Genomic DNA, 20,212 nt, shown 5'->3' on the forward strand with positions numbered 1-20,212 from the left:
AGGAATCGGACTCCTGCCGGGCAGGGCAGGAGCAGGCGATACGCCGTCAGGCGGAGCGCCGTCGTCTTTCGGATTCGGCCGGTGCGCGAGTGATCTCGCACCTAGGATCGAGGGGTGGCGCAGCTGGTGAAGCGGGCTTACAAGTACCGCTTCTACCCGACCCCTGAGCAGGCCGAGGAGCTTGTCCGGACGTTCGGTTGCGTGCGCCTGGTCTACAACAAGGCCCTCGAAGAGCGGACCCGCGCCTACGCCGAGGAGGGCCGTAGTGTCTCCTACGCGGAGTCGTCGGCCGCGCTGACCGCGTGGAAGAAGACGCCGGAGCTGGCGTTTCTGTGTGAGGTGTCGTCGGTGCCGTTGCAGCAGGCGTTGCGGCATCTGCAGGCGGCGTTCGCGAACTTCTTCGCCCGCCGGGCCAAGTACCCGACGTTCAAGTCCCGTAAACGGTCGCGGGCGTCGGCCGAATACACCCGTTCGGCATTCCGCTGGCGTGACGGCCGGCTCACCCTGGCCAAGATGGGCGCGCCGCTGGCCATCGTGTGGTCGCGTCCGCTGCCCGAGGGGGCAGAGCCGTCCACGGTCACCGTCAGCCGGGACTCGGCCGGGCGGTGGTTCGTGTCCCTGCTGGTGGAGGAGAGGATCGCGCCTTTGCCGCCGGTCGAGCAGTCGACGGGCGTGGACGCCGGTCTCACCGCGCTGCTCACGCTGTCGAACGGCGAGCAGATCGCCAACCCGTGTCACGAGCGGCGTGAGCGGCGCAGGCTGGCCAAGGCCCAACGGGCGCTGGCCCGTAAGGAGAAGGGGTCGAAGAACCGGGCCAAGGCCCGGCTGAAAGTGGCGAAGGTTCACGCCCGCATTGCTGACCGCAGGCGCGACTACCTGCACAAGGTCACCACACGGCTTGTTCGCGAGCATCAAGTGATCGCCGTGGAGGACCTGTCCGTCCGCAACGTGGTCAAGAACCACAGGCTGGCCCGCGCCGTCTCCGACGCGAGCTGGCGGGAAATGCGCAGCATGCTGGAGTACAAGACGGCCTGGTACGGGCGCACCCTGGTGGTGACAGACCGCTGGTTTCCCTCCTCCAAGTTGTGCTCGGCCTGCGGGGCCCTGCGGAACAACATGCCGTTGAGCGTGCGTGAGTGGGCCTGTGCCTGCGGCGTGGTGCATGACCGGGATGTGAACGCGGCCAGAAACGTGCTCGCCGCCGGGCTGGCGGAGAGCTGAAACGCCTGTGGAGCTGGTGTAAGACCTCAACGGGAGTCCTCCTCTCGGGCGGGCGATCGGCGGTGAAGCAGGAAGACCGACCGGCGACGGTCGGAATCCCCCTCGTTCGCGAGGGGGAGGTTGTCAAGGTTTGTCTCCGATGAGGTCGAGGAACACGTCTTCCAGGCGCGGCCCGTGCCCGTTGGTGGGCTTGGCCGAGGTGAGCAGCCGCGAAACCGGGCCCGCCGAGACGAGCCGCCCCCGCTGCATGACCACGACGTGGCTGCAGGTCTGCTCCACCTCGGCGAGCAGGTGACTGGAGACGATCACGGTACGGCCGTCGCGCGCGTAGCGCTTGAGCACCTCGCGCATCTCGCGGATCTGGGGCGGGTCGAGACCGTTCGTGGGCTCGTCGAGGACCAGCAGATCCGGCAGGCCGAGCATGGCCTGCGCGATGGCCAGGCGCTGCCGCATGCCCTGAGAGTAGGTGCGTACGGCCCGATCCAGCGCCTTGCCCAGGCCCGCGATCTCCAGCGCCTCCTCGAAGTGCGCGTCGGCGGGGGGACGGCCGGTCGCCGCCCAGTAGAGCTGGATGTTGTCGCGGCCGGACAGATGCGGCAGGAAGCCGGGACCCTCGACGAACGATCCGAGCCTGGACAGCACGGGCGCGCCCGGCGTCACCCGCTCGCCGAAGATGCGGACCTCGCCGTCGTCGGGGCGGATGAGTCCCATCATCATCCGCATCGTGGTCGTCTTGCCGGCGCCGTTGGGGCCGAGCAGACCGAGGACCTGGCCCTGCTCGACGCGGAACGACAGCCCGTCGACGGCCAGCTCCCCGTTGCGGTACGCCTTCGTGAGCCCCTTGATGTCCAGCGGCACCGCCTGGCCGTCGCTCGCGCCCGGCTCGGGCGTGGCGGTGGTGAGGGAGGGGGCAGTGGTGAGGTCGGGGGCGGTGGCGGCGTCGGGGGCGGTGCTGGGGTCGGGAGCGGTGGTGCGGCTCGTGGAGGCGCGGCCGATACGGGCGCGGCCCGAGGAAGTGCGGCCCGAGGAGGTGCGGCCCGAGGAGGTGCGGCCCGTGGCGAGGACGATGGTGGCGATCACGACCGCGGTCAGTGGCATCGCCCACACCCACCAGGCGATCCCGGCCGGCGGGGCCGACAGGGTGCGCACCGTCGGGACGGCGAGCCCCGGGGAGGAGAGCGCCACCTGGTAGGTGGCGGGCTCGGCCGGCGTGGCGAACCCCATGTCGGTCGTGGCCACCACCAGGCGCAGCCGGTGCCCGGCGGCGAAGTTGTGGTCGGCGGCGGGCAACGCGACCGTGACCTCCACGCTGCCGCCGCCGTCCGGGAACGTCACCCGGAACGGCGCCACCTGCCCGGCGGGCAGGACCGGAAGCTGCGAGCCGTCGGACACGTCGTAGACCTTGGCGAACAGCGTCGCCTCGCCCTCACCGGTCACCTTGACCTTGGCGGTGGAGCTGCCGGTGAGCTGCAGCGGCGCGGTCAGTGGCGCGGACTCGAACACCGCGCTCTGGCCGGGCATGTCGATCGACACGCCGCCGCTCTGGCCGCCCAGGAGCGAGCCGACGCCGGGCACGGTCGAGATCGCCGCGGGGGCGCCGCCGGGCGGGTTGACGACGTTCTGCTCGGGGCCGCTGAGCTGGACGGTGGTGGTGTCGGTGCCGGCGAGACCCGGGTACGACGCCGTCTCCGGGTGCAGGCGGATGCGCTGGCGGGTGCCGGGGTCGCGGCCGCCGTCACGGGTGACCGTGAAGCCACTGACCGGCGGCGTGGCCTGCGCCGAGCCCTCGCCCTTGAGATAACGGGCGAGCCAGGCGGAGGTCTGCTCGTAGAGCCAGTCGGCCTCGCCGTTGCCGCCGTCGTGCCCGCCGTCGAACCAGGCGAGGCTGACGGGAGTGCCCGCGGAGGCGATCGCCTTGGCGTTGGCGTCGGCGTGGCTCAGCGGGAACAGCGAGTCGCGCTGGCCCTGCAGCAGCAGCGTGGGGGCCTTGATGCGGTTGGCCACGGTGATCGGGCTGGAGGCGCGCAGCAGCGTGATCGCCTCGGCGGTGGCCCGGCCGTCCTTGGCGACGGTCTGGTAGATGTCGCAGATGGCCGGCAGGAACCGGCCGCACCGCGCCTCCTCGGGCGTCATCGGCATGGCCGTCTGCCCAAGTCCCTGACCGCGCGTCTGGCCGTTCTGGCCCTGAGCACTCTGGCCCTGAGCGTTCTGACCCTGCCCGTTCTGACCCTGGCCGTTCTGCGCCGGGCCCCGGCTCTGCGTCTGGCCCTGGGTCTGGCCCTGGGTCTGGCTCTGGCTCTGCTGGGCGAAGCTTTCGAGGGACAGGCCGCGGCCGAAGAAGATGCCCGACCACATGCGCTTGAAGACGCCGGTCTCAGGGTCGCCGAGCCCGCCGGACGTCGCCTGGGCGGCGGCGTCGGTGCTCTGGGCGGCGTTGTTCGGGAACAGGGCGTCGGCCAGGTCGGCCCAGGTGATCTGCGGGACGATCGCGTCGACGCGCTGGTCGAAGGCCGCCGTCATCAGCGCGATGGCTCCGCCGTACGAGCCGCCCACGATGCCCACCCGCGGGTCGCCCGCCGCGTCGAGCTGGACCTCGGGCCGCTTGGCCACCCAGTCGATGAGCTGCTTGACGTCCTTGACCTCGTAGTCGGGGGAGTTGAGCGCGATCTCGCCCGTCGAACGGCCGAAGCCCCGCGCCGACCAGGTCAGGACCGCGTAGCCGTCCTGGGCGAGCTGCGCCGCCTGCTGCCTCATGCTCTGCTTGCTGCCGCCGAACCCGTGCGCGAGCAGCACGACCGGCGCCTTGCCGCCGCCGGAGGGAGGGAAGAAGGTGGCGTCCAGTTGCACCCGTTGGTCATCGTCGGGTCCGTCGACGACACTTATCGCCTGGTCCTGGCCCCGCGCCTGCGGGGCCGACGGCCACACCAGCCAGGTCGTCACCCCGATCAGGGCGAGTGCTGCCACCAGCGCGGCCACACGTTTCATGCCGAGAGCCTACTTTCCGGACCTGAGAAATTTCTGAGACGGACGTCCCGGCGGCCCGTCACGGTCGTGCTCGGTGCCGTTGACCTGCGGAAACAGGAAGATCACTGATGACGGGACGGTCAGCCCAGGAGGGCGTAGACCGTGGTGGCCTGGGCGGCCGGCTCGGTGGCGCCCTCGGCGGTGAGGGTGATCTCGGCGAAGGCGAGGGTGCGGCCCAGCTTGGTGATGCGTACGTCGACCAGGACGTCGCGGCCCGACACCGGACGCTGGAACGTCGTGGACTGCTGCACGGTCGTCATCGGCACGAACCCGCCGCGCGCGGCGCAGACGGCCAGGGCCGTGGCGGTGTCGGCGGCGGCCATCATCGCCTGCCCGGACAGGCCGCCGCCCTCGCGCGCCAGCTCGTCGGACCAGGGCAGGCGCAGGACGGTGCGGCGCTCGCCCGCCTCCTCGACGCGCAGGCCGAGCCGCTGGATCCACGGGGCGAAGTTGTCACGGAGGATGGCGTCCAGGGCTTCTGGGCCGGCGGCCGGTGCCGGAGTTTGCGGTGTCAGATCTGCTGAGGTCACGCGGTCATCATGCACGCTCGCCCGCCGTCGCGCGAGAAGTGCCTGCCTGTGGATAACTCCGTGCGGGGATGAGGGAACGCTCGTATGCGGAGCGAGAGGGCCGGCGGGGAAGGGCAGGGATGACGGTGTATCGATCGGACATGGCGGCAGTGATGGACGCGGAGGCGGTTCAGGTCTTCTTGCCGTCCACGTACGAGAACTCCGTCCCGTATGACCTCTTCGCCCGCCTCCGCGCAGAAACCCCGGTCCGCTGGATCCCCGAGCCCGCCGTCGGCCCCTGGCGCGAGGGCCCCGGCTTCTGGGCCGTCTTCCGGCACGCCGACGTCAAGCACGTCCTCCGCACCCCGGAGGACTTCTCCTCACACCTCGGCGCCACCCAGATCCGCGACCCCGACACCCCGTCGGACCTGGCGTTCGTCCAGGACATGATGCTGAACATGGACCCGCCGGACCACTCCAGGCTGCGCCGGATCGTGGCGGCGGCCTTCACCCCGCGCGCGGTCCGCACCCTGGAGCGGGCGATCGCCGAACGCGCGGCGGCGCTGTTCGCGCAGGGCACGTGCGACTTCGTGGAGGTGGCCGCCGACCTGCCCGTCTGGACGCTGGCCCACGTGATGGGGGTTCCCGCGCGGGACCGGCGGCTGCTGTACGACTGGGCCTCGCGGGTCATCGGCTACCAGGACGCCGACCACGCGGGCCTGTCCACGGCCGACGTCGCCTCGCTCACGCCGATGGGCCGCCGGGCGGTCACGTCCAGGCCGCAGCCGCGGCCGGGCGTGAACCCGAGGTCGCGGGCGGCGCTGGCGGACATGTTCGGTTACGCGCACGCCCTCGCCGGGGCGTCCGGGGACGACGGGTCCGTCATGTCCGCCATGCGGCGCGGCGGGCTGACGGAGAGCGAGTTCGAGAACATGTTCTTCCTGTTCGCCGTCGCGGGCAACGAGACCCTGCGCAACGGCATCCCCGGCGGCCTGCTCACGCTCTTGGAGCACCCGGCCGAGCTGGCCCGCCTGCGCGCGGACCCGTCCCTCCTGGAGCCCGCGGTCGAGGAACTGCTGCGGTTCTGGCCGCCGGTGATCCATTTCCGCCGTACGGCGACCCGTGACCTCACCCTCGGCGGGCACCCCGTACGTACGGGCGAGAAGGTGGTCGTCTACCACGCCTCGGCCAACCGCGACCCGTCCGTCTTCCCCGACCCCGACCGTCTCGACCTCGCCCGCGCCCCGAACGACCACGTCAGCTTCGGCTTCGGCCCGCACGTCTGCCTCGGCGCGCACCTGGCCCGCGCGCAGTTCCGCGCGATGCTCAGGGAACTGCTCCGCTGGGACGTCGAGCTCGCCGGCGAGCCCCGGCGCCTCACCTCCAACTTCCAGAACGGACTCAAGAGCCTGCCGGTACGCCTGACCGCGCGTCCCCTGTAAGGCCCATCCGGTAGTGGACCTCCTCCAGCGGCGGGTCGGGCAGCATCTTCGACCGGCCGGACGGGCTGAACCCGAACCGCTCATAGAACCGGCGCGCCCGCGCGTTCGCCGCCAGCACCCACAGCCCGGCCTCCCGATGCCCGGCCGACGCCAGGTCCTCGACGGCGGAGGCCATCAGGGTCCGCCCCATGCCTGTCGAGAACTCCTCGGGCAGCACGTAGATGGCGTACACCTCCATACCGGGCACATCCTCGTCCCGCGAGGGGCCGTACAGGGCGAACCCGCGTACGCCATCGCGTACCGCCACCCGGCCCGTCACGCGCCCGCTCGCCAGGGCGTCGGCGCGGCCGCGGACGATCTCGGGCCGCACCTCCAGCCCGGCGAGAAAGTCCGCGGGCATGACGTCCCGGTAGGCGACGCGCCAGGTCGCCAGGCGGACCTCCTCGATGACGCCGGCGTCCTCCGGCCGAGCCGCCCGAATTTCGTATGACATATGGCGGATTGTCGCAGTAGGAGGGGTGTATGTCCCTTACGTTCAAGGGACCGCGACCCGGGGTCGCCAAGGACCGTAAGATTCACTCCCGTGAAGTCTCCAGCATCGATCAAAAAGGCCGCTGAGTGGGCCTTGCCGTACTGGACCAGAGGCCAGGCGGGGCGCGAGACGCCGAACGACCTGTTCAGGGTGCTCTACTTCGGATGGCTGGTGGCGCTCACGCTCAAGCTGCTCGGCTCGGCCTGGGACGTCTCGTGGCACTTCAAGTGGCTGCGCGACGACCTCGCCCCGCCCCACCTGCTCAACTCGGCGGGCACGGCGATCGTGGTGGCGCTGACGATCATCCACGGCTACACCGGCTACGGCGTGGACAAGCTCGCGCTCAGGCTGATCCAGTGGGGCACCGGGATCTTCCTCGTCGCGGTCCCGCTCGACCTGATCAACCACCGCGTCAACGGGCTCGACATCACCTCGTGGAGCCCGTCGCACATCATGCTCTACGTTGGAACGTTCTTCATGATCGCGGGGGTGATCCGCGGCTGGTTCCTGGGCGCGCCGCCCGGCAGGGAGCGCACGCTCGTGCTGGCCGCGTTCCTCGCCTTCTTCCTGGAGAACGTGCACTTCCCCGAGCAGCACCAGGAGTACGGCATCCTGTCGGTCGGCGCCTGGGACAACAACGCCGTCTACGCCGAGCCGATCCTGCTGCAGTTCGCCGCCGACCAGATGGGGCGGCCGGTGGACCGTACGATGATGCTCGGCTTCGCGCTGCCGGTGCCCGACTTCCTCTACCCGGTCTACGCCGTGGTCGCCGGGCTGTCGGTGCTGGTGGTGGCGCGGCTGCTGATCGGCCGCTTCGGCGCCGCCACCCTCGTCGCCGGGGCGTACGTGGCCTTCCGCACGCTGATCTGGCCGCTGCTGACCTTCACCGGCTTCCCGCCGTCGGCGGTGCCGTTCTTCCTGGTCGTGGCCGGGCTCATGGTGGACGTGGCGTTCCTGCTGCGGATGCCCGCGGTACGGGCCGTCGTGGGGGCCGTGGGGGCGACCGCCGTCGCGTACGGGGCGCTCGTCGCGCAGAGCACGATCATGGGCGCGGTGTACGGCGCCGTGAAGGGCCAGGAGGGGCTGGCCGGCGCGCCGCCCCTCGCCACGGCCTCGGCCGTGTGGGCCGGGCTGGGACTGCTGGCCGCCTGGCTCGCCGCCGAGTGGATCGCCCACAGACGGGTCCCCGCCCCCGCGCCGATCGAGGCCCCGGCGGTCGCCACCGCCTGAGCCCCGATCCTGGCGGGTCAGGCGATGGAGGCGCGGGTGAGCGCGACCGCCACCCCGTACGCCAGGCCCATCACCGACACCTCGGCCACCGCCCAGCCCACCAGGGCGGTGGCCCGGCCGGTCCTGATGGCGGGCAGCAGGCGGAAACGGATGTGCGCGGCCAGCGGCACCAGCGCGGCCACCAGCGCGGTCTTGGCCACGACCAGCAGGCCGTAGTGGCTGGTCACGATCGCGTCCGGCAGCGTCACGCCCGGCGTCAGCGCCATCGTGCCGAGCCCGGTCACCAGGCCCGACAGGCCGACCAGCAGCAGGCACAACGTCGCCAGCCGGGAGAACTTCGGCAGCGTCACCGCCAGCAGATCGCGGTGCGGGCCCACGAACGCGACGGTCGCGATCAGGCCGCCGGTCCAGGCGGCCGAGCCCATCACGTGGATCTCCATCGAGACCATGATCGGGTCGTGCCAGACCGAGTCGACGGCGTGGCCGGTCACCGGGATGGGCAGCAGGCCGAACAGGGCCACGACCAGCCGCAGCTCGGCGGGGACCTTCTCGCCGAACCGCACCGCCATCAGCCCGATCCCGGCGGCGGCGAGCGCGCACGCGGCGCTGAACAGCAGACCCTGGCCTGTCCCGACGTTTCCGACATAGTCGGCGATCATCCCGAACGTGGGCACGACGCCCGGGTTCAGCTCCGCCGTCTGGAACACGATCGTCAGCAGGGCGCAGATCGCCCACGCCCAGGCCGCGATCACGGCCAGCGGGCGTACCCGCAGCAGGATCGGCTCCGTACGGTCGGGGGCGTCGAAGCCGAGCAGCTTCGGCAGCAGGCTCAGGCCGACCACGGCGACGGCGGAGAGGTCGAGCAGGACCCGTACGACGGGCAGGCCCAACTCCACGACCGGGCCGGGCATGGGGATGCCGGGGACGGCCTCCTGCGCGGTGAACGTGCTCGCCGCCACGGCCGCGACCACGGCGCACACGCCGAACGCCCCGGCCAGCAGCCGCCCGCCGCCGGTCCGGGGGCGGGCGAGGGTGGGAGCCGCGACACTCACGACCGCGCCCCCTGACCCTCACCGGCCCCCGCCGCTCCCACGGAGCCGGGGGCTCCTGGGACGGCGGGGCCGGTCGTGGAGGGAGCGTCCGGGGCGGCAGGCCCCGTCGGGGCCGAGGCAGCGGGCGCCGCCGAGGCCGGAGGCGGGGTGCCTGGTGCGGCAGGGGCCGGGGGTGGGGTGCGGCGGAGGGCGACGGCGGTGCCGGCGGCGAGCAGCACCAGCGCCCCGACGATCCAGACGACCGCCATCCCGGCCCCTCCGTTCGCCGCCGCCTCGGCCGCCGCCCCCGAGGCCCCTGCGGCCTCCGACGCCGCCGCAGCGTTCGGGGCCGTAGCGGCCGAGGTGGCGTCCGCAGGTGCTGGGGAGGCGGGGCCCGCCGGGGCCAGGGTGAAGGTGAGCTTGCCGGTCACCGGGTGCCCGTCGGCCGACAAAATGCGATAGCCCACCACGTAAGGCCCGCCCCCCGGCAGCGGCTTGAGCTTCACGGAAACCCGTTCCGCCGCCACCACCGCGTCCCCGTCGGCCCAGGAGGAGCCGTCCGCCCCGGTGACCCCGATCTGCGCGTATCCCTGCCGCACCGCCTGGTCGAAGACCAGCGTCACCCGCCCGGGCGCGGCCGTCAGCGTCGCCCCGTCCCGGGGGTCGCTGCCGACCAGTACGTTGTGCGCCTGAGCCGCGTACGGAGGAACGATCACCGCCGCGACACAGGCGAGCAGCAGGACCGTGAGTAGCCGCCTCAAAGCCGAAAGCCTTCCATCGAACACGTCAAGAACCCGTATATGGTCCCATCCATGGGAAGCCCGTTCAGCGGCGCGGCGCCGTACTACGCCCGACACCGGCTGGATCACGGCGAGGAGGCCGTCGCCCACGTGGCCGCCGTCCTGGGCGAGGACGCGACGGTGCTCGACCTCGGCTGTGGCCCGGGCACGGTGGCGATCCCGCTGGCCCCGCACGTACGCGAGGTCCTGGCCGTGGATCCGGACCCGGAGATGCTGGCGGAGGGCCGGCGCCGGGGCGCGCACGTGCCGAACATCCGCTGGCTGTCCGGCGACTCCACCGGGCTGGCCGCGCTGCCGCCGTTCGGCCACGTGGTGATGGGACGTTCGTTCCACTGGATGGACCGCCGCGCGGTGCTGGCCGAGCTCGACCGGCTGCTGCCGGCGGACGGCGTGGTCGTGCTGCTGGGGCCGTCCCGGCAGCCGCCGGAGGAGCCGTGGGAGCCGGCGATGCGGCGGGTGCGCGCCCGCTTCGGCGTGGGCAAGCAGACGGCGCCCGCCACCTACCAGGCGACCGGCCTGCACCACCACGACGTCCTGGCCGCCTCGCCCTTCTCCGACGTCACCACGGCCTGCTGGGAGCGGCGCGTGACGACCGGCCTCGACACCGTGCTCGGCCTGCAGTTCTCCTACTCCTACAGCACGCCCGCGCACCTCGGCGAGCGGCTGGAGGCGTTCGCCGAGGACGCGAGGAGAGAGCTGCTCGCGGACAACCCCTCAGGCGAGTGGGAGCACGTCAGGCAGACCGAGGTGGTGGTGGCGCGCCGTCCTCCCCGCGGTTGACCCGCCGGGACGCCAGCCCGGCGACCCGCACCGCGCCGCCGGGCCACAGCCGCGCCAGCCGCCAGGCGATCCGCGCCGACGCGGGCGCCGCGATGACGGCCTTGCCGCGGGCCATGCCGCGCAGGACGTCCGCGGCGAGCGCGTCGGCGGAGTAGAGCCGTCCGGGGCCGATCGCCTGCCGCGCCGCCGCGCCGATCCTGGTGGCGGGCAGCCCGGGGTTGGCGTTGTCGAGCAGCGGCGTGTCCACGAAACCGGGGCAGACCACGCACACCCGCACGCCGTGCTCGGCCGCCTCGGCCCGCAGCGCCAGCGACAGCCCGACGACGGCGTGCTTGGTGGCGGTGTACGGGAGCATCAGCGGCGCGGGCACCAGCCCCGCCATCGACGCGGTGTTGACGATGTTCCCGTGCCCCTGCCGCACCATGATCGGGTAGGCCGCCAGCACCCCGTGCACGACGCCGCGCAGGTTGACGTCGATCGTCCGGTCCCAGTGCGCCCGCGTCATCTCCAGGGCGGTGCCGCCGACGGCGATGCCGGCGTTGTTGACCATGAAGTCCAGCCGGCCGCGCTCGCCGGCCACCCGCTCGACGAGCGCGGCCACGGCCTCGGCGTCGGTGACGTCCACCCGCGCGTACTCCAGCTCGCCCTTGCCCCAGCCGGCGAGGTCGGCGGGCTCGTTCAGGTCGGCGACCGTGACGGCGACGCCGCGCGCGGCGAGCGCCCGCGCCAGCGCCCGCCCGATCCCGGACGCCCCTCCGGTGACGATCGCGGTCTTCACCGGCCCGCCGTCCCTGGCTCCGCCCAGATGCCCATGCCCCTCCAGAGCCGCCGGGTGAACCGGTTGACCAGCCCCAGCTCGACGCAGAGCTCACGGGTCTTGCCCACCGAGTCGCGGATCTCGCGCCGCGCCTCGGGGTTGCGCAGGTAGACCTCGGCGACGACGTTCGGGGGGATGCGGAAGTGCCGGATCATCGCGCCGGGCGGCGCGAGCATGATGCGGGCCATCACGCCGAGGATCAGCGGCGCGGCGACGCCGAGCATGAACCGCCGGTACGCGGGCATGCGCGGCACCCGGTTACGCAGGTAGTGCCGGGCGAAGGAGATGTGCCTGGCCTCCTCGGCGATGTGGATGCGCATGATCGTCTCCTCCAGCGGGTGGTGCGGCCGGTCGTCCTTGAGCACCTTGCGCTGTACGTGGTCGATGGGGTCCTCGCCGCCCAGCACGAACACGAAGAACAGTTCGGTCGAGATCAGCGGGATCAACGGCGCGACCTGCGCGACTAACGACAGCGGCCGCGGCATGCCCCGGATCGGCATCCCGGTACGGTTCACGAACTCCTGGAACATCATCCCGTGATGTCCCTCTTCGATGGTCTCGTGGTAGACGTACCGGAACTCCGGCGACCCGTTCGGCAGCCGGTAGGCGTAGTTGAGCAGCCCGCGCTTGAGCAGGTTCTCGAACTGCAGGCCGATCTTCATGGCGGTGGCCACCCGCCACAGCCCGATCGCGGCGCGCGTCTCCGGGGTCCGGGCGCGGTACCAGGGGTGCCCGCCCAGCTTGTCCACCTCGGGCAGCTCCCACCGGGGGTCGGCGGGGTCCACCCGGTACTCGGGGTCGTCCCAGGGGATGTCGCGGTAGGGCTCCCAGTGCTTGTCCACCGACGCCTTCGACAGGCGGTCGATGACCGCCCGGTAGGCGGCGCGGCCGGCCACCTGCTCGTCGGCTTCCCTGGCGGTGATAGAGCTCGGTGCGCGTGTCATCGCATGCACTCCTCTCCTCGCCAAGTAATTGTACGAACTGTCCAATAACTCGGGAAGAGGGGTGTTTCACAGCTTTTCGAGGGATATGCCGAGCTCGTTCGCCGCCGACGTACGGATCAGCGTGTTGATCCGCCGCCGCGAGAGCACCTTGGGATGCACGTTGGTCTGGATGGCCAGCCCGTCGATGAGCGCGAAGATCCGCCAGGCCGCCCCGTCGGGGTCGGGACAGGTGAACTCGCCCGCCGCGGCGCCGTCCTCGATGATCACGCGCAGCAGCAGGCGGCCGTGGGTGTCGATGCGGCGGGAGATCTGCTCCAGCTCCGCGTTGCGCATCGCCTCCGCCCACGCGTCGATCCACAGGCGCCAGCCCTCCGGCTGCATGGTGGGGGCGCACACGCGCAACAGCCGGCGCAGCCGGTCGAGGGGCGCGGCCTTGGACTGCTCGATGTCCTCCAGCGTGGTCAGGTGCTGCCGGGCGGCGTACATGAAAGCCTGGGCGAACAGCCGTTCCTTGCTCTCGAAGTGGTAGAAGAGCAGGGCCTGGCTGACGCCCGCCGCGCGGGCGATGTCGACGGTCCTGGTGTGGCCGAAGCCCTGTTCCGCGATCACCTCGCAGGCGGTCTTCAGGAGATCCTCACGCCGTAATCGGCTGAAACCAGATGTCACAACGGGTAACTCTTTTCCAAGCTGAATATCTTCATGATCATGGTATCGGCCGGTCCTCGCCCGTAGTCGATCAGGGCCGGAAACCATCCCTTACCCGCTCGCCTGCGCCTTCACCCCCGGGCGTGCGGCCTCGGCAGAGCAATGCTCTATGCGTCCCGCGTTCGCCTGATTAGAGTAAGTGAGCACTGATACCGAGGAGTCGAAGTGAACCTTGCTGACTATCGGCGTGCAGCCAGGGCCTGGCTGGAGGAGAACGCTCCGCACGACGATCCGCCCGGGACGGACGCCATCTCCAGGGCCAAGGAGTTCATGGCCAAGCTCTACGACGCCGGCTACTCCGGCATCACCTGGCCCGCGCAATGGGGCGGCCAGGGGCTGACGCAGGCGGAGGAGCGCGCCTTCGCCGCCGAGGCCCGCGACTACACCCTGCCCACGTACGTCTTCTCGATCGGCCTCGGGATGACCGGCCCGACCCTCGTCGACCGGGGCACCGACGCCCAGCGCGAACGGTTCGTCCGCCCGCTCCTGCGCGGCGAGGAGATCTGGTGCCAGCTCTTCTCCGAGCCGGGCGCGGGCAGCGACGTCGCCAGCCTGCAGACCAAGGCCGAGCGCGACGGCGACCACTGGGTGGTCAACGGCCAGAAGGTGTGGACCTCGGTGGCCCACCACGCCGACTGGGGGCTGCTGCTGGCCCGCACCGACGTGGAGGTGCCCAAGCACAAGGGCCTCACCATGTTCGTGGTGGACATGCACCACCCGGGGGTGACCGTCCGCCCGCTCAAGGACATGTCCGGCCGGTCCAACTTCAACGAGATCTACTTCGACAACGTGATCATCCCCGACGAGCACCGCGTCGGCGAGGTCAACGACGGCTGGAGCGTGGCCGTCACGACGCTGCTGCACGAGCGGCTGTCGATCTCCGCGGGCGTCGGCATGGGCGGCTCGAAGGACCACCCGGCCTCCGTGGAGGCGCTGCGCAAGGTCCTCGACACGAGCGACCCGCTGGTCCGCGACCAGCTCGTCGAGCTGCACATCCGCAGCCGCGCGCTGGCCCTGTTCAACCAGCGCCTGTCCCAGGAGACCAAGGCCGGCATCTTCCCCGGCGCGCGGGGCAGCGGCGCCAAGCTGCTGCTGGCCGAGCTCACGATGTTCCAGGCGGACCTCGCGACCCAGCTCGTCGGGCCGGAGACGGCGCTGGCCGACCATCCGCTCGCCCAGGCCCTGTCCATCGCGCCCGGCCTGGCGCTCGGCGGCGGCACCAACGAGATCATGCGCAACATCGTGGGCGACCGCGTGCTCGGGCTGCCGCCGGAGCCGCGGGTGGACAAGAACGTGCCGTTCAAGGACCTGAAGGTGGGGACGCAGGCGTGAAGCTCGTACTCGGCGAGGAGCAGCGGCAGCTCCAGGAGTCCGTCAGGTCCTTCCTGGGGTCGGCCGCGCCGCTGCGCAAGGCCCGCGAGGGCTACGACCCGCAGGTCTACGCCCGGCTGAACGGTGAGCTGGGCCTGTCCGGCCTGATCATCCCCGAGGAGTACGGCGGTGCCGGCGCCGGCCTCACCGAGCTGTCGGTCGCGCTGGAGGAGACCGGCGCCGCGCTGCTGCCGGGACCGTTCCTCGCCACCGCGTTCGCCGCGATCGCCCTGACCGCGACGCCCGACAAGGAGCTGCTGTCCGGCATCGCCGACGGCCGCCTCGCCGCCACCCTGGGCCTGCCCGCCGGCGACGAGCTCACCTGCGACGGCACGTCCGTCAGCGGGCGGCTCGCGCAGGTGCTGAGCGGCATGGAGGCCGACGTGCTGGTCACGCCCGCCACCGCCGCCGACGGCGGCGCGGTCATGGTCGCCGTCGAGCTGACCGCCCCCGGCGTCACCAGGACCGCCCTGGACGCCCTCGACCTCACGCGCGGCCAGGCCGAGATCGTCCTCGACGGCGCGCCCTGCCGGGTGCTCGGCCCCCGCCGGGACGACGGCGTCATGGACCGGGTGTGCGTCGCGCTCGCCGCCGAGCAGCTCGGCGTCATGCGGGCCGCGCTCGACGCCATCGTCGCCTACGCCAAGATCCGCGTCGCCTTCGGCCGCTACATCGGCTCCTACCAGGGGGTCAAGCACAAGCTCGCCGACATGCACAACAAGCTCGAACAGGCCGAGTCCATCGTCAGGTACGCCGCCTGGGCCGCCGACGAGGCCCCCGACGAACTGCCGGAGGCCGCCGCGCTCGCCCAGGCATACATCGGCCGCGCCTGCTTCGAGGTCGCCCGCGACCACCTGTTGCTGTACGGCGGCATCGGATACACATGGGAGCACGACGCTCACCTGTTCTACAAGCGGGCCAAGACCGACGAAGTGCTGCTCGGCCCGCCCCGGATCCACCGTGCCCGACTCGCGGAGCTCCTGGAGCTGTGATGGACTTCGACAAGACTCCCGGTTTCTACGCCATCGCCGCCGCACACCCCGACCGCCTGGCCGTCATCGACACCGACGGCACCCGCACCACCTACGGCGAGCTGCTCACCCGCGTCAACCAGGTCTCGCACGGCCTGCGCGCCCGCGGGCTCGGCGTCGGCGACGTGGTGGCGGGCGTGCTGCCCAACGGCATCGACGCGGTCGTCATGCTCATGGCCACGGGCCAGCTCGGCCTCTACTACGTGCCGATCAACTGGCACCTGACCGAGGCCGAGGTGGCGTACATCCTGCGTGACTGCGACGCCAAGGTCGTCGTCACCGGCCCCGACCACCAGGTGCCCGGCGCCGAGGTCGGCACGGCCGGGCTCGCCGAGGGGCAGCCCGGCGACACGCCCACTGACCGGACCAGCGGCGCGGTCATGTGGTACACCTCCGGCACCACCGGCTTCCCGAAGGGCGTCCAGCGGTCGCTGCCGGGCGCCGAGCCTGAGGCGATCGTGCCGCTGTACGCGTGGTTCTTCGGCGAGGTCGTGGACCTCAAGCCGGGCGACGAGACCCATCTCGTGACCTCGCCGATGTACCACTCCGCGCCGTGCGCGCACACCCAGTTCGCGCTGCACTTCGGGCACACCGTGGTGATCACCCCGCGGTTCGACCCGGAGAACATCCTGGAGCTGGTCCAGCGTTACCGGGTGACCAACGCGATGATGGTCCCGACCATGTTCCACCGGATGCTCCAGCTCCCGGAGGACGTACGCGCCAAGTACGACGTCTCCAGCCTGCGCCAGGTCATCCACACCGCGGCGGCCTGCCCGGTCGCGGTCAAGCTGCAGATCATGGACTGGTGGGGGCCGGTGCTCTACGAGTACTACGGCTCCACCGAGTCCACGATCGCCTTCTCCGTCAAGCCGCACGACTGGCTGGCCAGGCCGGGGACGGTCGGCCGGCCCGCGCCCACGTTCGAGGCGAAGATCCTCGACGAGGACGGCGAGGAGCTGCCGCCGGGCGAGCCCGGCATGATCTACGTCAAGTCCACCATGGGCAGCTTCGAGTACCGCAAGGACCCGGCGAAGACCGCCGCCAGCATGCGCGGCGAGTGGTACACACCGGGCGACATCGGCTATCTCGACGAGGACGGCTTCCTGTTCCTGTGCGACCGGCGCACCGACCTCATCGTCTCCGGCGGGGTGAACATCTACCCGGCCGAGATCGAGGCCGCGCTCCTGGAGCACCCCGCCGTGGCCGACGTGGCCGTCATCGGGGTGCCCGACGAGGAGTGGGGGCACAACGTGGTCGCGCTCGTCCAGCCGGCCGAGGGCGTCGAGGCGGGGCCGGAGCTGACCGCCGAGCTGCTGGAGCACTGCGGGCCGCGCATCGCCAGGTTCAAGCACCCCAAGGTCGTCGAGTACCGCGAGCTGCTGCCCCGCACCCCCACGGGCAAGCTGTCGCGCTCGAAGGTGCGCGCCGAGTACCTGGACACCACGTCATAGGCCCTGGTCCGGGCCCGGCCGCTCGCCGGGCCCGGACCGGCCGCCGGCCGCGCGGCGGTAGCGCTCCGCCAGCCGCGCCACGGCCTCGGCCAGCTCCGGCGGGTCGAGCACCTCGAAGTCCTCGCCGATGAACCCGACCCAGACCGCCAGGCCCTCCAGGTCGTCGGCGCCGACCTCCACCAGGCAGCTCGCCTCGTCGCGCGGCCGCGCCTCCATGCCGAACCTGGCGAGGTGGCCGAGCCGCCCGGCGGGGGCGTGCACGAGCAGCGTCGCCCGGTGGCGCACCAACGCCGTGGTGATGCCGCGCTCCACGTAGGCCGCCACGTCGCCGTCGGCCGGCAGCTCGCGCGGGACGAACCGGGGGCCGCCGGGGGTGCGGGGCCGGATCCGGTCCACCCGGAACGTACGCCAGCCGCGCCGCTCGACGTCGTACGCCACCAGGTACCAGCGGCCCCGCCGGTGCACCAGCCGGTGCGGCTCGACGTCGCGGACCGTGTCGTCGCCGTCGTGGCCGGTGTAGTCGAAGCGCAGGCGCTCGTGGTCGCGGGCCTCGTTCGCGATCGTGGTCAGCAGCTCGGGCGGCACGGCGGGCGCGTCGGGAATCCGGTACGGGGCCTGCACGGTGTAGGAGTTGAGCGCCTGCACCCGGCGGCGCAGCCGCGCCGGCAGCACCTGCTCCAGCTTGGCCAGCGCGCGTACCGACGTCTCCTCGATGCCCTCGACGCCGCCGCCCGCCGCCCGGCCCAGCCCGACGGCCACCGCCACCGCCTCCTCGTCGTCGAGCAGCAGCGGCGGCAGCGCGGCGCCCGCGCCGAGCCGGTAGCCGCCCGCGACGCCCGGCGTGGCGTGCACCGGGTAGCCGAGCGTGCGCAGCCGCTCCACGTCGTTGCGGATGGTCCGGGTCGAGACCCCGAGCCGGGAGGCCAGCTCGGGGCCGGACCACTCGCGGTGCGCCTGGAGGAGCGAGAGCAGCTTGAGCAGGCGGGCGGAGGTTTCCAGCATGACGCCCAGTCTGCCCGCCCTCGCGGCAGGAACCGTTCCTCGTCAGAACAGCTTCTGCGCCTGCTGCACGACGGTCAGCACGGTGAGCGAGCCGAAGAACGCCACCGACCAGACCAGCGCCCCCAGCCGGTACGACCGCACCCTGATCTCCCTGGGCAGGGCCCGCCGGTTGAGCACGATCAGCAGGATCGAGTACACGAACATCATCACGGCCGCGAAGCTCGCCGAGAACACCAGCAGGATCAGCGGCTGGTCGAAGCCCAGCAGCAGGATCACGATGCCGACCAGCACCAGCGCCCACACGGTCAGGAAGTAGACGCGGTTGACCGACACCGGCCGGTCGCGGAGGTAGACGGTCTTGATCGTGTCGGAGGCGAGGCGCGAGGTGTAGTCGACGATGCCCATCGCCGAGGCGAACAGCGCCAGCGCGCCGATCACCCAGAACAGCACGCCGAACCACGCGCCGACGGCCTCCTGCAGCGCCCGGCCCTCCACCTCCAGGAAGCCGATGCTGTTCTGCAGCCCCTCCCGGCCGAAGACGGTCGAGTACGCCAGCATCGACATCAGGGCGATCGTCACGAACGACACCAGGGCGAACGTCCACGCCTGCTCGACGTTGGCGAATCGCCACCACCGCCGCCAGCGGGCGAGGTTGCCCTCGGTCGGGGCGAACTGGAAGCCCGTCGTGGGGGCCGCCTCCTCCTGGCCGGTGACCGGGCTGACCAGGCGGGGGACGTACAGGCCCATGCCGAAGCCCTTGTCGCGGATCCAGTTGCTCTGGCACAGGTTCTGGCCGCCGCCCGCGCCCGCGTACGCGATGGCGCCCATGAGCACCGCGAACTCCAGCTCGGGCACCGGGAACCCGGCGTTCACGGTCATGCCCTTGCCCAGCTCGACCCAGCTGTCGGCGGTGATGGCGAACAGCACCGCCACCACGATCAGCGTCACGACCAGGGCGATCTTGAGGAAGATCACCCGTTCCAGCATCGTGTAGATCACCGGCGCCAGGGTCAGGCCGAGCGCGATCAGGAGCAGCATGCCGATCGCGATCCACCGGATGCTGCCCTGGCCCGTCCCGGTGAGGTACGTGACCATGGTGGCCGAGCTGGTCACCCAGCCCGGCCACAGGTTGGAGCAGAGCGTCATGAGGACGAAGACCAGGCCCCAGTGCCGCCACATGCGGCTGAAGCCGGTGAGCGCGGTCTCGCCGGTGGCCAGCGTGTAGCGCTCGATCTCCATGTTGATGAACCACTGCGTGATGATGCCGATCGCCGCGCCCCAGACGAAGATCAATCCGACTTGGGAGGCGATGTACGGCCAGAGGATGAACTCGCCCGACGCCAGGCCGACGCCCGCGCCCACGAGGCCGGGGCCGATGACGCGCCAGGTCGATCGGGGTGGTTCGGGCAGGTCGCGGACGGTGACGGGGGGTAGGACTCGCGCAGGAACGGTGGGGGTGAACTCCGCCATGCGGATCTCCTTGCTCGGCGTGCCTCACCGCTCACCTTACAAAGATCCCCAACTGTCATGAAATGGCTAGTGAACCCAGACTTCGTACTCGCCCCGGTCGGTGAACCCGATGACCTCGCCGCCCGCGGCCATGAGCCCGCCGAGCGCCGTACGGACCGCCGCACGCCACTCCGCGGCCGTGCCGGGGTCGGTGCGGCGCAGCTCCTCGATGTCGGGCGGGGTGCCGACGAGCACGACCTCGCCGCCCGCGAGGTGGAAGACCGGGCGGCCGTCCTCGCAGGCCAGGAGCGCGCGCGGCGGCTCGTCTCCGGCGGGCGGGCCCGCCGTCGCCCGGCGGTCCTGGTCCACCGGCCACACCGCGAGCAGCCGGTCGGAGGCGTCGCCCTCGTTGATCGCGTCCGCCATCGTCCCGTAGAAGTCCTCCAGGTACTCCTCCGGGCGGGCGCCCAGCTTGACCAGGTTGAAGCGGGCGTTGCGGCGGACGAGCGGGTCGAAGGTCCAGGTGATCCGCCTCAGCCCGCGCTTCCTGCACCAGTCGCGCTGGTGGAGCTTCAGCGCGTAGCCGATGCCGCGGCCCGCCGCCGCGCCCGTGACGTGCGAGTGCAGCGTACGGTCCGCCGCCAGGAACCCGACGGACGCGCCGACCAGCGTGTCGCCTTCGTAGGCCCCGGCCACGTAGCCGCCGCCGTGCGCGAAACCGATCATCAGCTCCAGGGGGACGGGCACGTTGCGCGGTTCCGGATGCCAGATGTCGTCGAACAGCCGGTTGACCTGCTGGAACTCGTCGATCTCCGACAGCTCCCTGATCACGACGCCGGCCTTGGCCGCCGCCTGCTCGCTCGCGGGTGTCAT

General features: G+C 71.8%; 17 protein-coding genes and 1 pseudogene. 7 read left to right on the plus strand and 11 right to left on the minus strand.

The window, feature by feature from the left end; all coding sequences use genetic code 11:
- Positions 1 to 114: 114 nt before the first annotated feature.
- Positions 115 to 1,364, plus strand: a pseudogene (locus SMD20_RS00495) (RNA-guided endonuclease InsQ/TnpB family protein).
- On the opposite strand, the gene SMD20_RS00500 reads toward SMD20_RS00495, so the two are convergent.
- Both SMD20_RS00500 and SMD20_RS00505 read right to left on the minus strand, forming a co-directional pair.
- The gene (locus SMD20_RS00500) at positions 1,345 to 4,206 is read right to left on the minus strand and encodes an alpha/beta fold hydrolase (RefSeq protein WP_329573706.1); all 2,862 of its coding nucleotides are present in this window, start codon (positions 4,204 to 4,206) and stop codon (positions 1,345 to 1,347) included. The pseudogene SMD20_RS00495 and the gene SMD20_RS00500 sit on opposite strands and share 20 nt — an antisense overlap.
- Positions 4,207 to 4,325: 119 nt before the next feature.
- Positions 4,326 to 4,775, minus strand: coding sequence for a PaaI family thioesterase (locus SMD20_RS00505; protein WP_329573708.1), 450 nt, complete (start codon positions 4,773 to 4,775; stop codon positions 4,326 to 4,328).
- A 140-nt stretch (positions 4,776 to 4,915) separates the two neighbouring features.
- Here SMD20_RS00505 and SMD20_RS00510 point away from each other — a divergent pair, with 140 nt between their 5' ends.
- Positions 4,916 to 6,196: a cytochrome P450 gene (locus SMD20_RS00510; RefSeq protein ID WP_329573709.1), complete on the plus strand. Its 1,281-nt coding sequence runs from the start codon at positions 4,916 to 4,918 to the stop codon at positions 6,194 to 6,196.
- On the opposite strand, the gene SMD20_RS00515 is transcribed toward SMD20_RS00510, so the two are convergent.
- Positions 6,156 to 6,689, minus strand: a complete 534-nt coding sequence (locus SMD20_RS00515; RefSeq protein ID WP_329573710.1) for a GNAT family N-acetyltransferase — start codon at positions 6,687 to 6,689, stop codon at positions 6,156 to 6,158. The two genes, SMD20_RS00510 and SMD20_RS00515, sit on opposite strands and share 41 nt — an antisense overlap.
- 90 nt (positions 6,690 to 6,779) lie before the next feature.
- Between SMD20_RS00515 and SMD20_RS00520 the strand changes: the two genes are divergently transcribed.
- Positions 6,780 to 7,958, plus strand: a complete 1,179-nt coding sequence (locus SMD20_RS00520) for a hypothetical protein (RefSeq protein WP_329573712.1) — start codon at positions 6,780 to 6,782, stop codon at positions 7,956 to 7,958.
- A 17-nt stretch (positions 7,959 to 7,975) separates the two neighbouring features.
- Here the strand turns inward: SMD20_RS00520 and SMD20_RS00525 are convergent, their stop codons facing one another.
- Together SMD20_RS00525 and SMD20_RS00530 are read right to left on the minus strand one after the other, a co-directional pair.
- Positions 7,976 to 9,010 carry a copper resistance D family protein gene (locus tag SMD20_RS00525; RefSeq protein WP_329573713.1) on the minus strand — a complete coding sequence of 345 codons (1,035 nt, stop codon included), beginning with the start codon at positions 9,008 to 9,010 and terminating at the stop codon, positions 7,976 to 7,978.
- On the minus strand, positions 9,007 to 9,750 hold the full coding sequence (locus SMD20_RS00530; protein WP_329573714.1) for a copper resistance CopC family protein: 744 nt from the start codon (positions 9,748 to 9,750) through the stop codon (positions 9,007 to 9,009). Before SMD20_RS00530 ends, SMD20_RS00525 begins: the two co-directional genes overlap by 4 nt.
- A 51-nt stretch (positions 9,751 to 9,801) precedes the next feature.
- Between SMD20_RS00530 and SMD20_RS00535 the strand changes: the two genes are divergently transcribed.
- Positions 9,802 to 10,569, plus strand: a complete 768-nt coding sequence (locus SMD20_RS00535; protein WP_329573716.1) for a class I SAM-dependent methyltransferase — start codon at positions 9,802 to 9,804, stop codon at positions 10,567 to 10,569.
- Here SMD20_RS00535 and SMD20_RS00540 read toward each other — a convergent pair.
- The 3 genes from SMD20_RS00540 to SMD20_RS00550 all read right to left on the minus strand — a co-directional run bounded on the left by SMD20_RS00540 (position 10,523) and on the right by SMD20_RS00550 (position 12,996).
- Positions 10,523 to 11,347, minus strand: coding sequence for an SDR family NAD(P)-dependent oxidoreductase (locus SMD20_RS00540; protein ID WP_329573718.1), 825 nt, complete (start codon positions 11,345 to 11,347; stop codon positions 10,523 to 10,525). The genes SMD20_RS00535 and SMD20_RS00540 overlap by 47 nt on opposite strands.
- Complete coding sequence (locus SMD20_RS00545; RefSeq protein WP_329573720.1) at positions 11,344 to 12,330, minus strand: AurF N-oxygenase family protein; 987 nt, start codon at positions 12,328 to 12,330, stop codon at positions 11,344 to 11,346. Before SMD20_RS00545 ends, SMD20_RS00540 begins: the two co-directional genes overlap by 4 nt.
- Before the next feature lie 66 nt (positions 12,331 to 12,396).
- The gene (locus tag SMD20_RS00550) at positions 12,397 to 12,996 is read right to left on the minus strand and encodes a TetR/AcrR family transcriptional regulator (protein WP_329573722.1); all 600 of its coding nucleotides are present in this window, start codon (positions 12,994 to 12,996) and stop codon (positions 12,397 to 12,399) included.
- A gap of 204 nt (positions 12,997 to 13,200) precedes the next feature.
- On the opposite strand from SMD20_RS00550, the gene SMD20_RS00555 reads away from it, so the two are divergent.
- The 3 genes from SMD20_RS00555 to SMD20_RS00565 are packed head-to-tail and all read left to right on the plus strand — an operon-like array spanning position 13,201 to position 16,888.
- Entirely contained in the window at positions 13,201 to 14,367 is a 1,167-nt protein-coding gene (locus SMD20_RS00555; RefSeq protein WP_329573723.1) for an acyl-CoA dehydrogenase family protein, read from the plus strand.
- A complete protein-coding gene (locus SMD20_RS00560; protein WP_329573725.1) occupies positions 14,364 to 15,398 on the plus strand; it encodes an acyl-CoA dehydrogenase family protein in 1,035 nt (344 codons plus the stop codon). Before SMD20_RS00555 ends, SMD20_RS00560 begins: the two co-directional genes overlap by 4 nt.
- Complete coding sequence (locus SMD20_RS00565) at positions 15,398 to 16,888, plus strand: AMP-binding protein (protein ID WP_329573727.1); 1,491 nt, start codon at positions 15,398 to 15,400, stop codon at positions 16,886 to 16,888. The genes SMD20_RS00560 and SMD20_RS00565 overlap by 1 nt, the downstream gene beginning before the upstream one ends.
- Here SMD20_RS00565 and SMD20_RS00570 read toward each other — a convergent pair.
- The 3 genes from SMD20_RS00570 to SMD20_RS00580 all read right to left on the minus strand — a co-directional run bounded on the left by SMD20_RS00570 (position 16,883) and on the right by SMD20_RS00580 (position 20,212).
- Positions 16,883 to 17,890: a helix-turn-helix transcriptional regulator gene (locus SMD20_RS00570; RefSeq protein ID WP_329573731.1), complete on the minus strand. Its 1,008-nt coding sequence runs from the start codon at positions 17,888 to 17,890 to the stop codon at positions 16,883 to 16,885. The two genes, SMD20_RS00565 and SMD20_RS00570, sit on opposite strands and share 6 nt — an antisense overlap.
- A gap of 42 nt (positions 17,891 to 17,932) precedes the next feature.
- Positions 17,933 to 19,360 carry an Nramp family divalent metal transporter gene (locus tag SMD20_RS00575; protein ID WP_329573733.1) on the minus strand — a complete coding sequence of 476 codons (1,428 nt, stop codon included), beginning with the start codon at positions 19,358 to 19,360 and terminating at the stop codon, positions 17,933 to 17,935.
- 66 nt (positions 19,361 to 19,426) lie between these two features.
- Entirely contained in the window at positions 19,427 to 20,212 is a 786-nt protein-coding gene (locus SMD20_RS00580; protein WP_329573735.1) for a GNAT family N-acetyltransferase, read from the minus strand.

The sequence above is a fragment of the Nonomuraea sp. LP-02 genome (assembly GCF_036289125.1).
In the GTDB taxonomy this organism is placed as follows: Bacteria; Actinomycetota; Actinomycetes; order Streptosporangiales; family Streptosporangiaceae; genus Nonomuraea; species Nonomuraea bangladeshensis.

Coding starts and splice junctions, on each gene's coding strand:
- SMD20_RS00500 (WP_329573706.1), bottom strand. CDS start 4,206: ATGAAACGTGTGGCCGCGCTGGTGGCAGCACTCGCCCTGATCGGGGTG.
- SMD20_RS00510 (WP_329573709.1), top strand. CDS start 4,916: ATGGCGGCAGTGATGGACGCGGAGGCGGTTCAGGTCTTCTTGCCGTCC.
- SMD20_RS00515 (WP_329573710.1), bottom strand. CDS start 6,689: ATGTCATACGAAATTCGGGCGGCTCGGCCGGAGGACGCCGGCGTCATC.
- SMD20_RS00535 (WP_329573716.1), top strand. CDS start 9,802: ATGGGAAGCCCGTTCAGCGGCGCGGCGCCGTACTACGCCCGACACCGG.
- SMD20_RS00545 (WP_329573720.1), bottom strand. CDS start 12,330: ATGACACGCGCACCGAGCTCTATCACCGCCAGGGAAGCCGACGAGCAG.
- SMD20_RS00565 (WP_329573727.1), top strand. CDS start 15,398: ATGGACTTCGACAAGACTCCCGGTTTCTACGCCATCGCCGCCGCACAC.
- SMD20_RS00570 (WP_329573731.1), bottom strand. CDS start 17,890: ATGCTGGAAACCTCCGCCCGCCTGCTCAAGCTGCTCTCGCTCCTCCAG.
- SMD20_RS00575 (WP_329573733.1), bottom strand. CDS start 19,360: ATGGCGGAGTTCACCCCCACCGTTCCTGCGCGAGTCCTACCCCCCGTC.
- SMD20_RS00580 (WP_329573735.1), bottom strand. CDS start 20,212: ATGACACCCGCGAGCGAGCAGGCGGCGGCCAAGGCCGGCGTCGTGATC.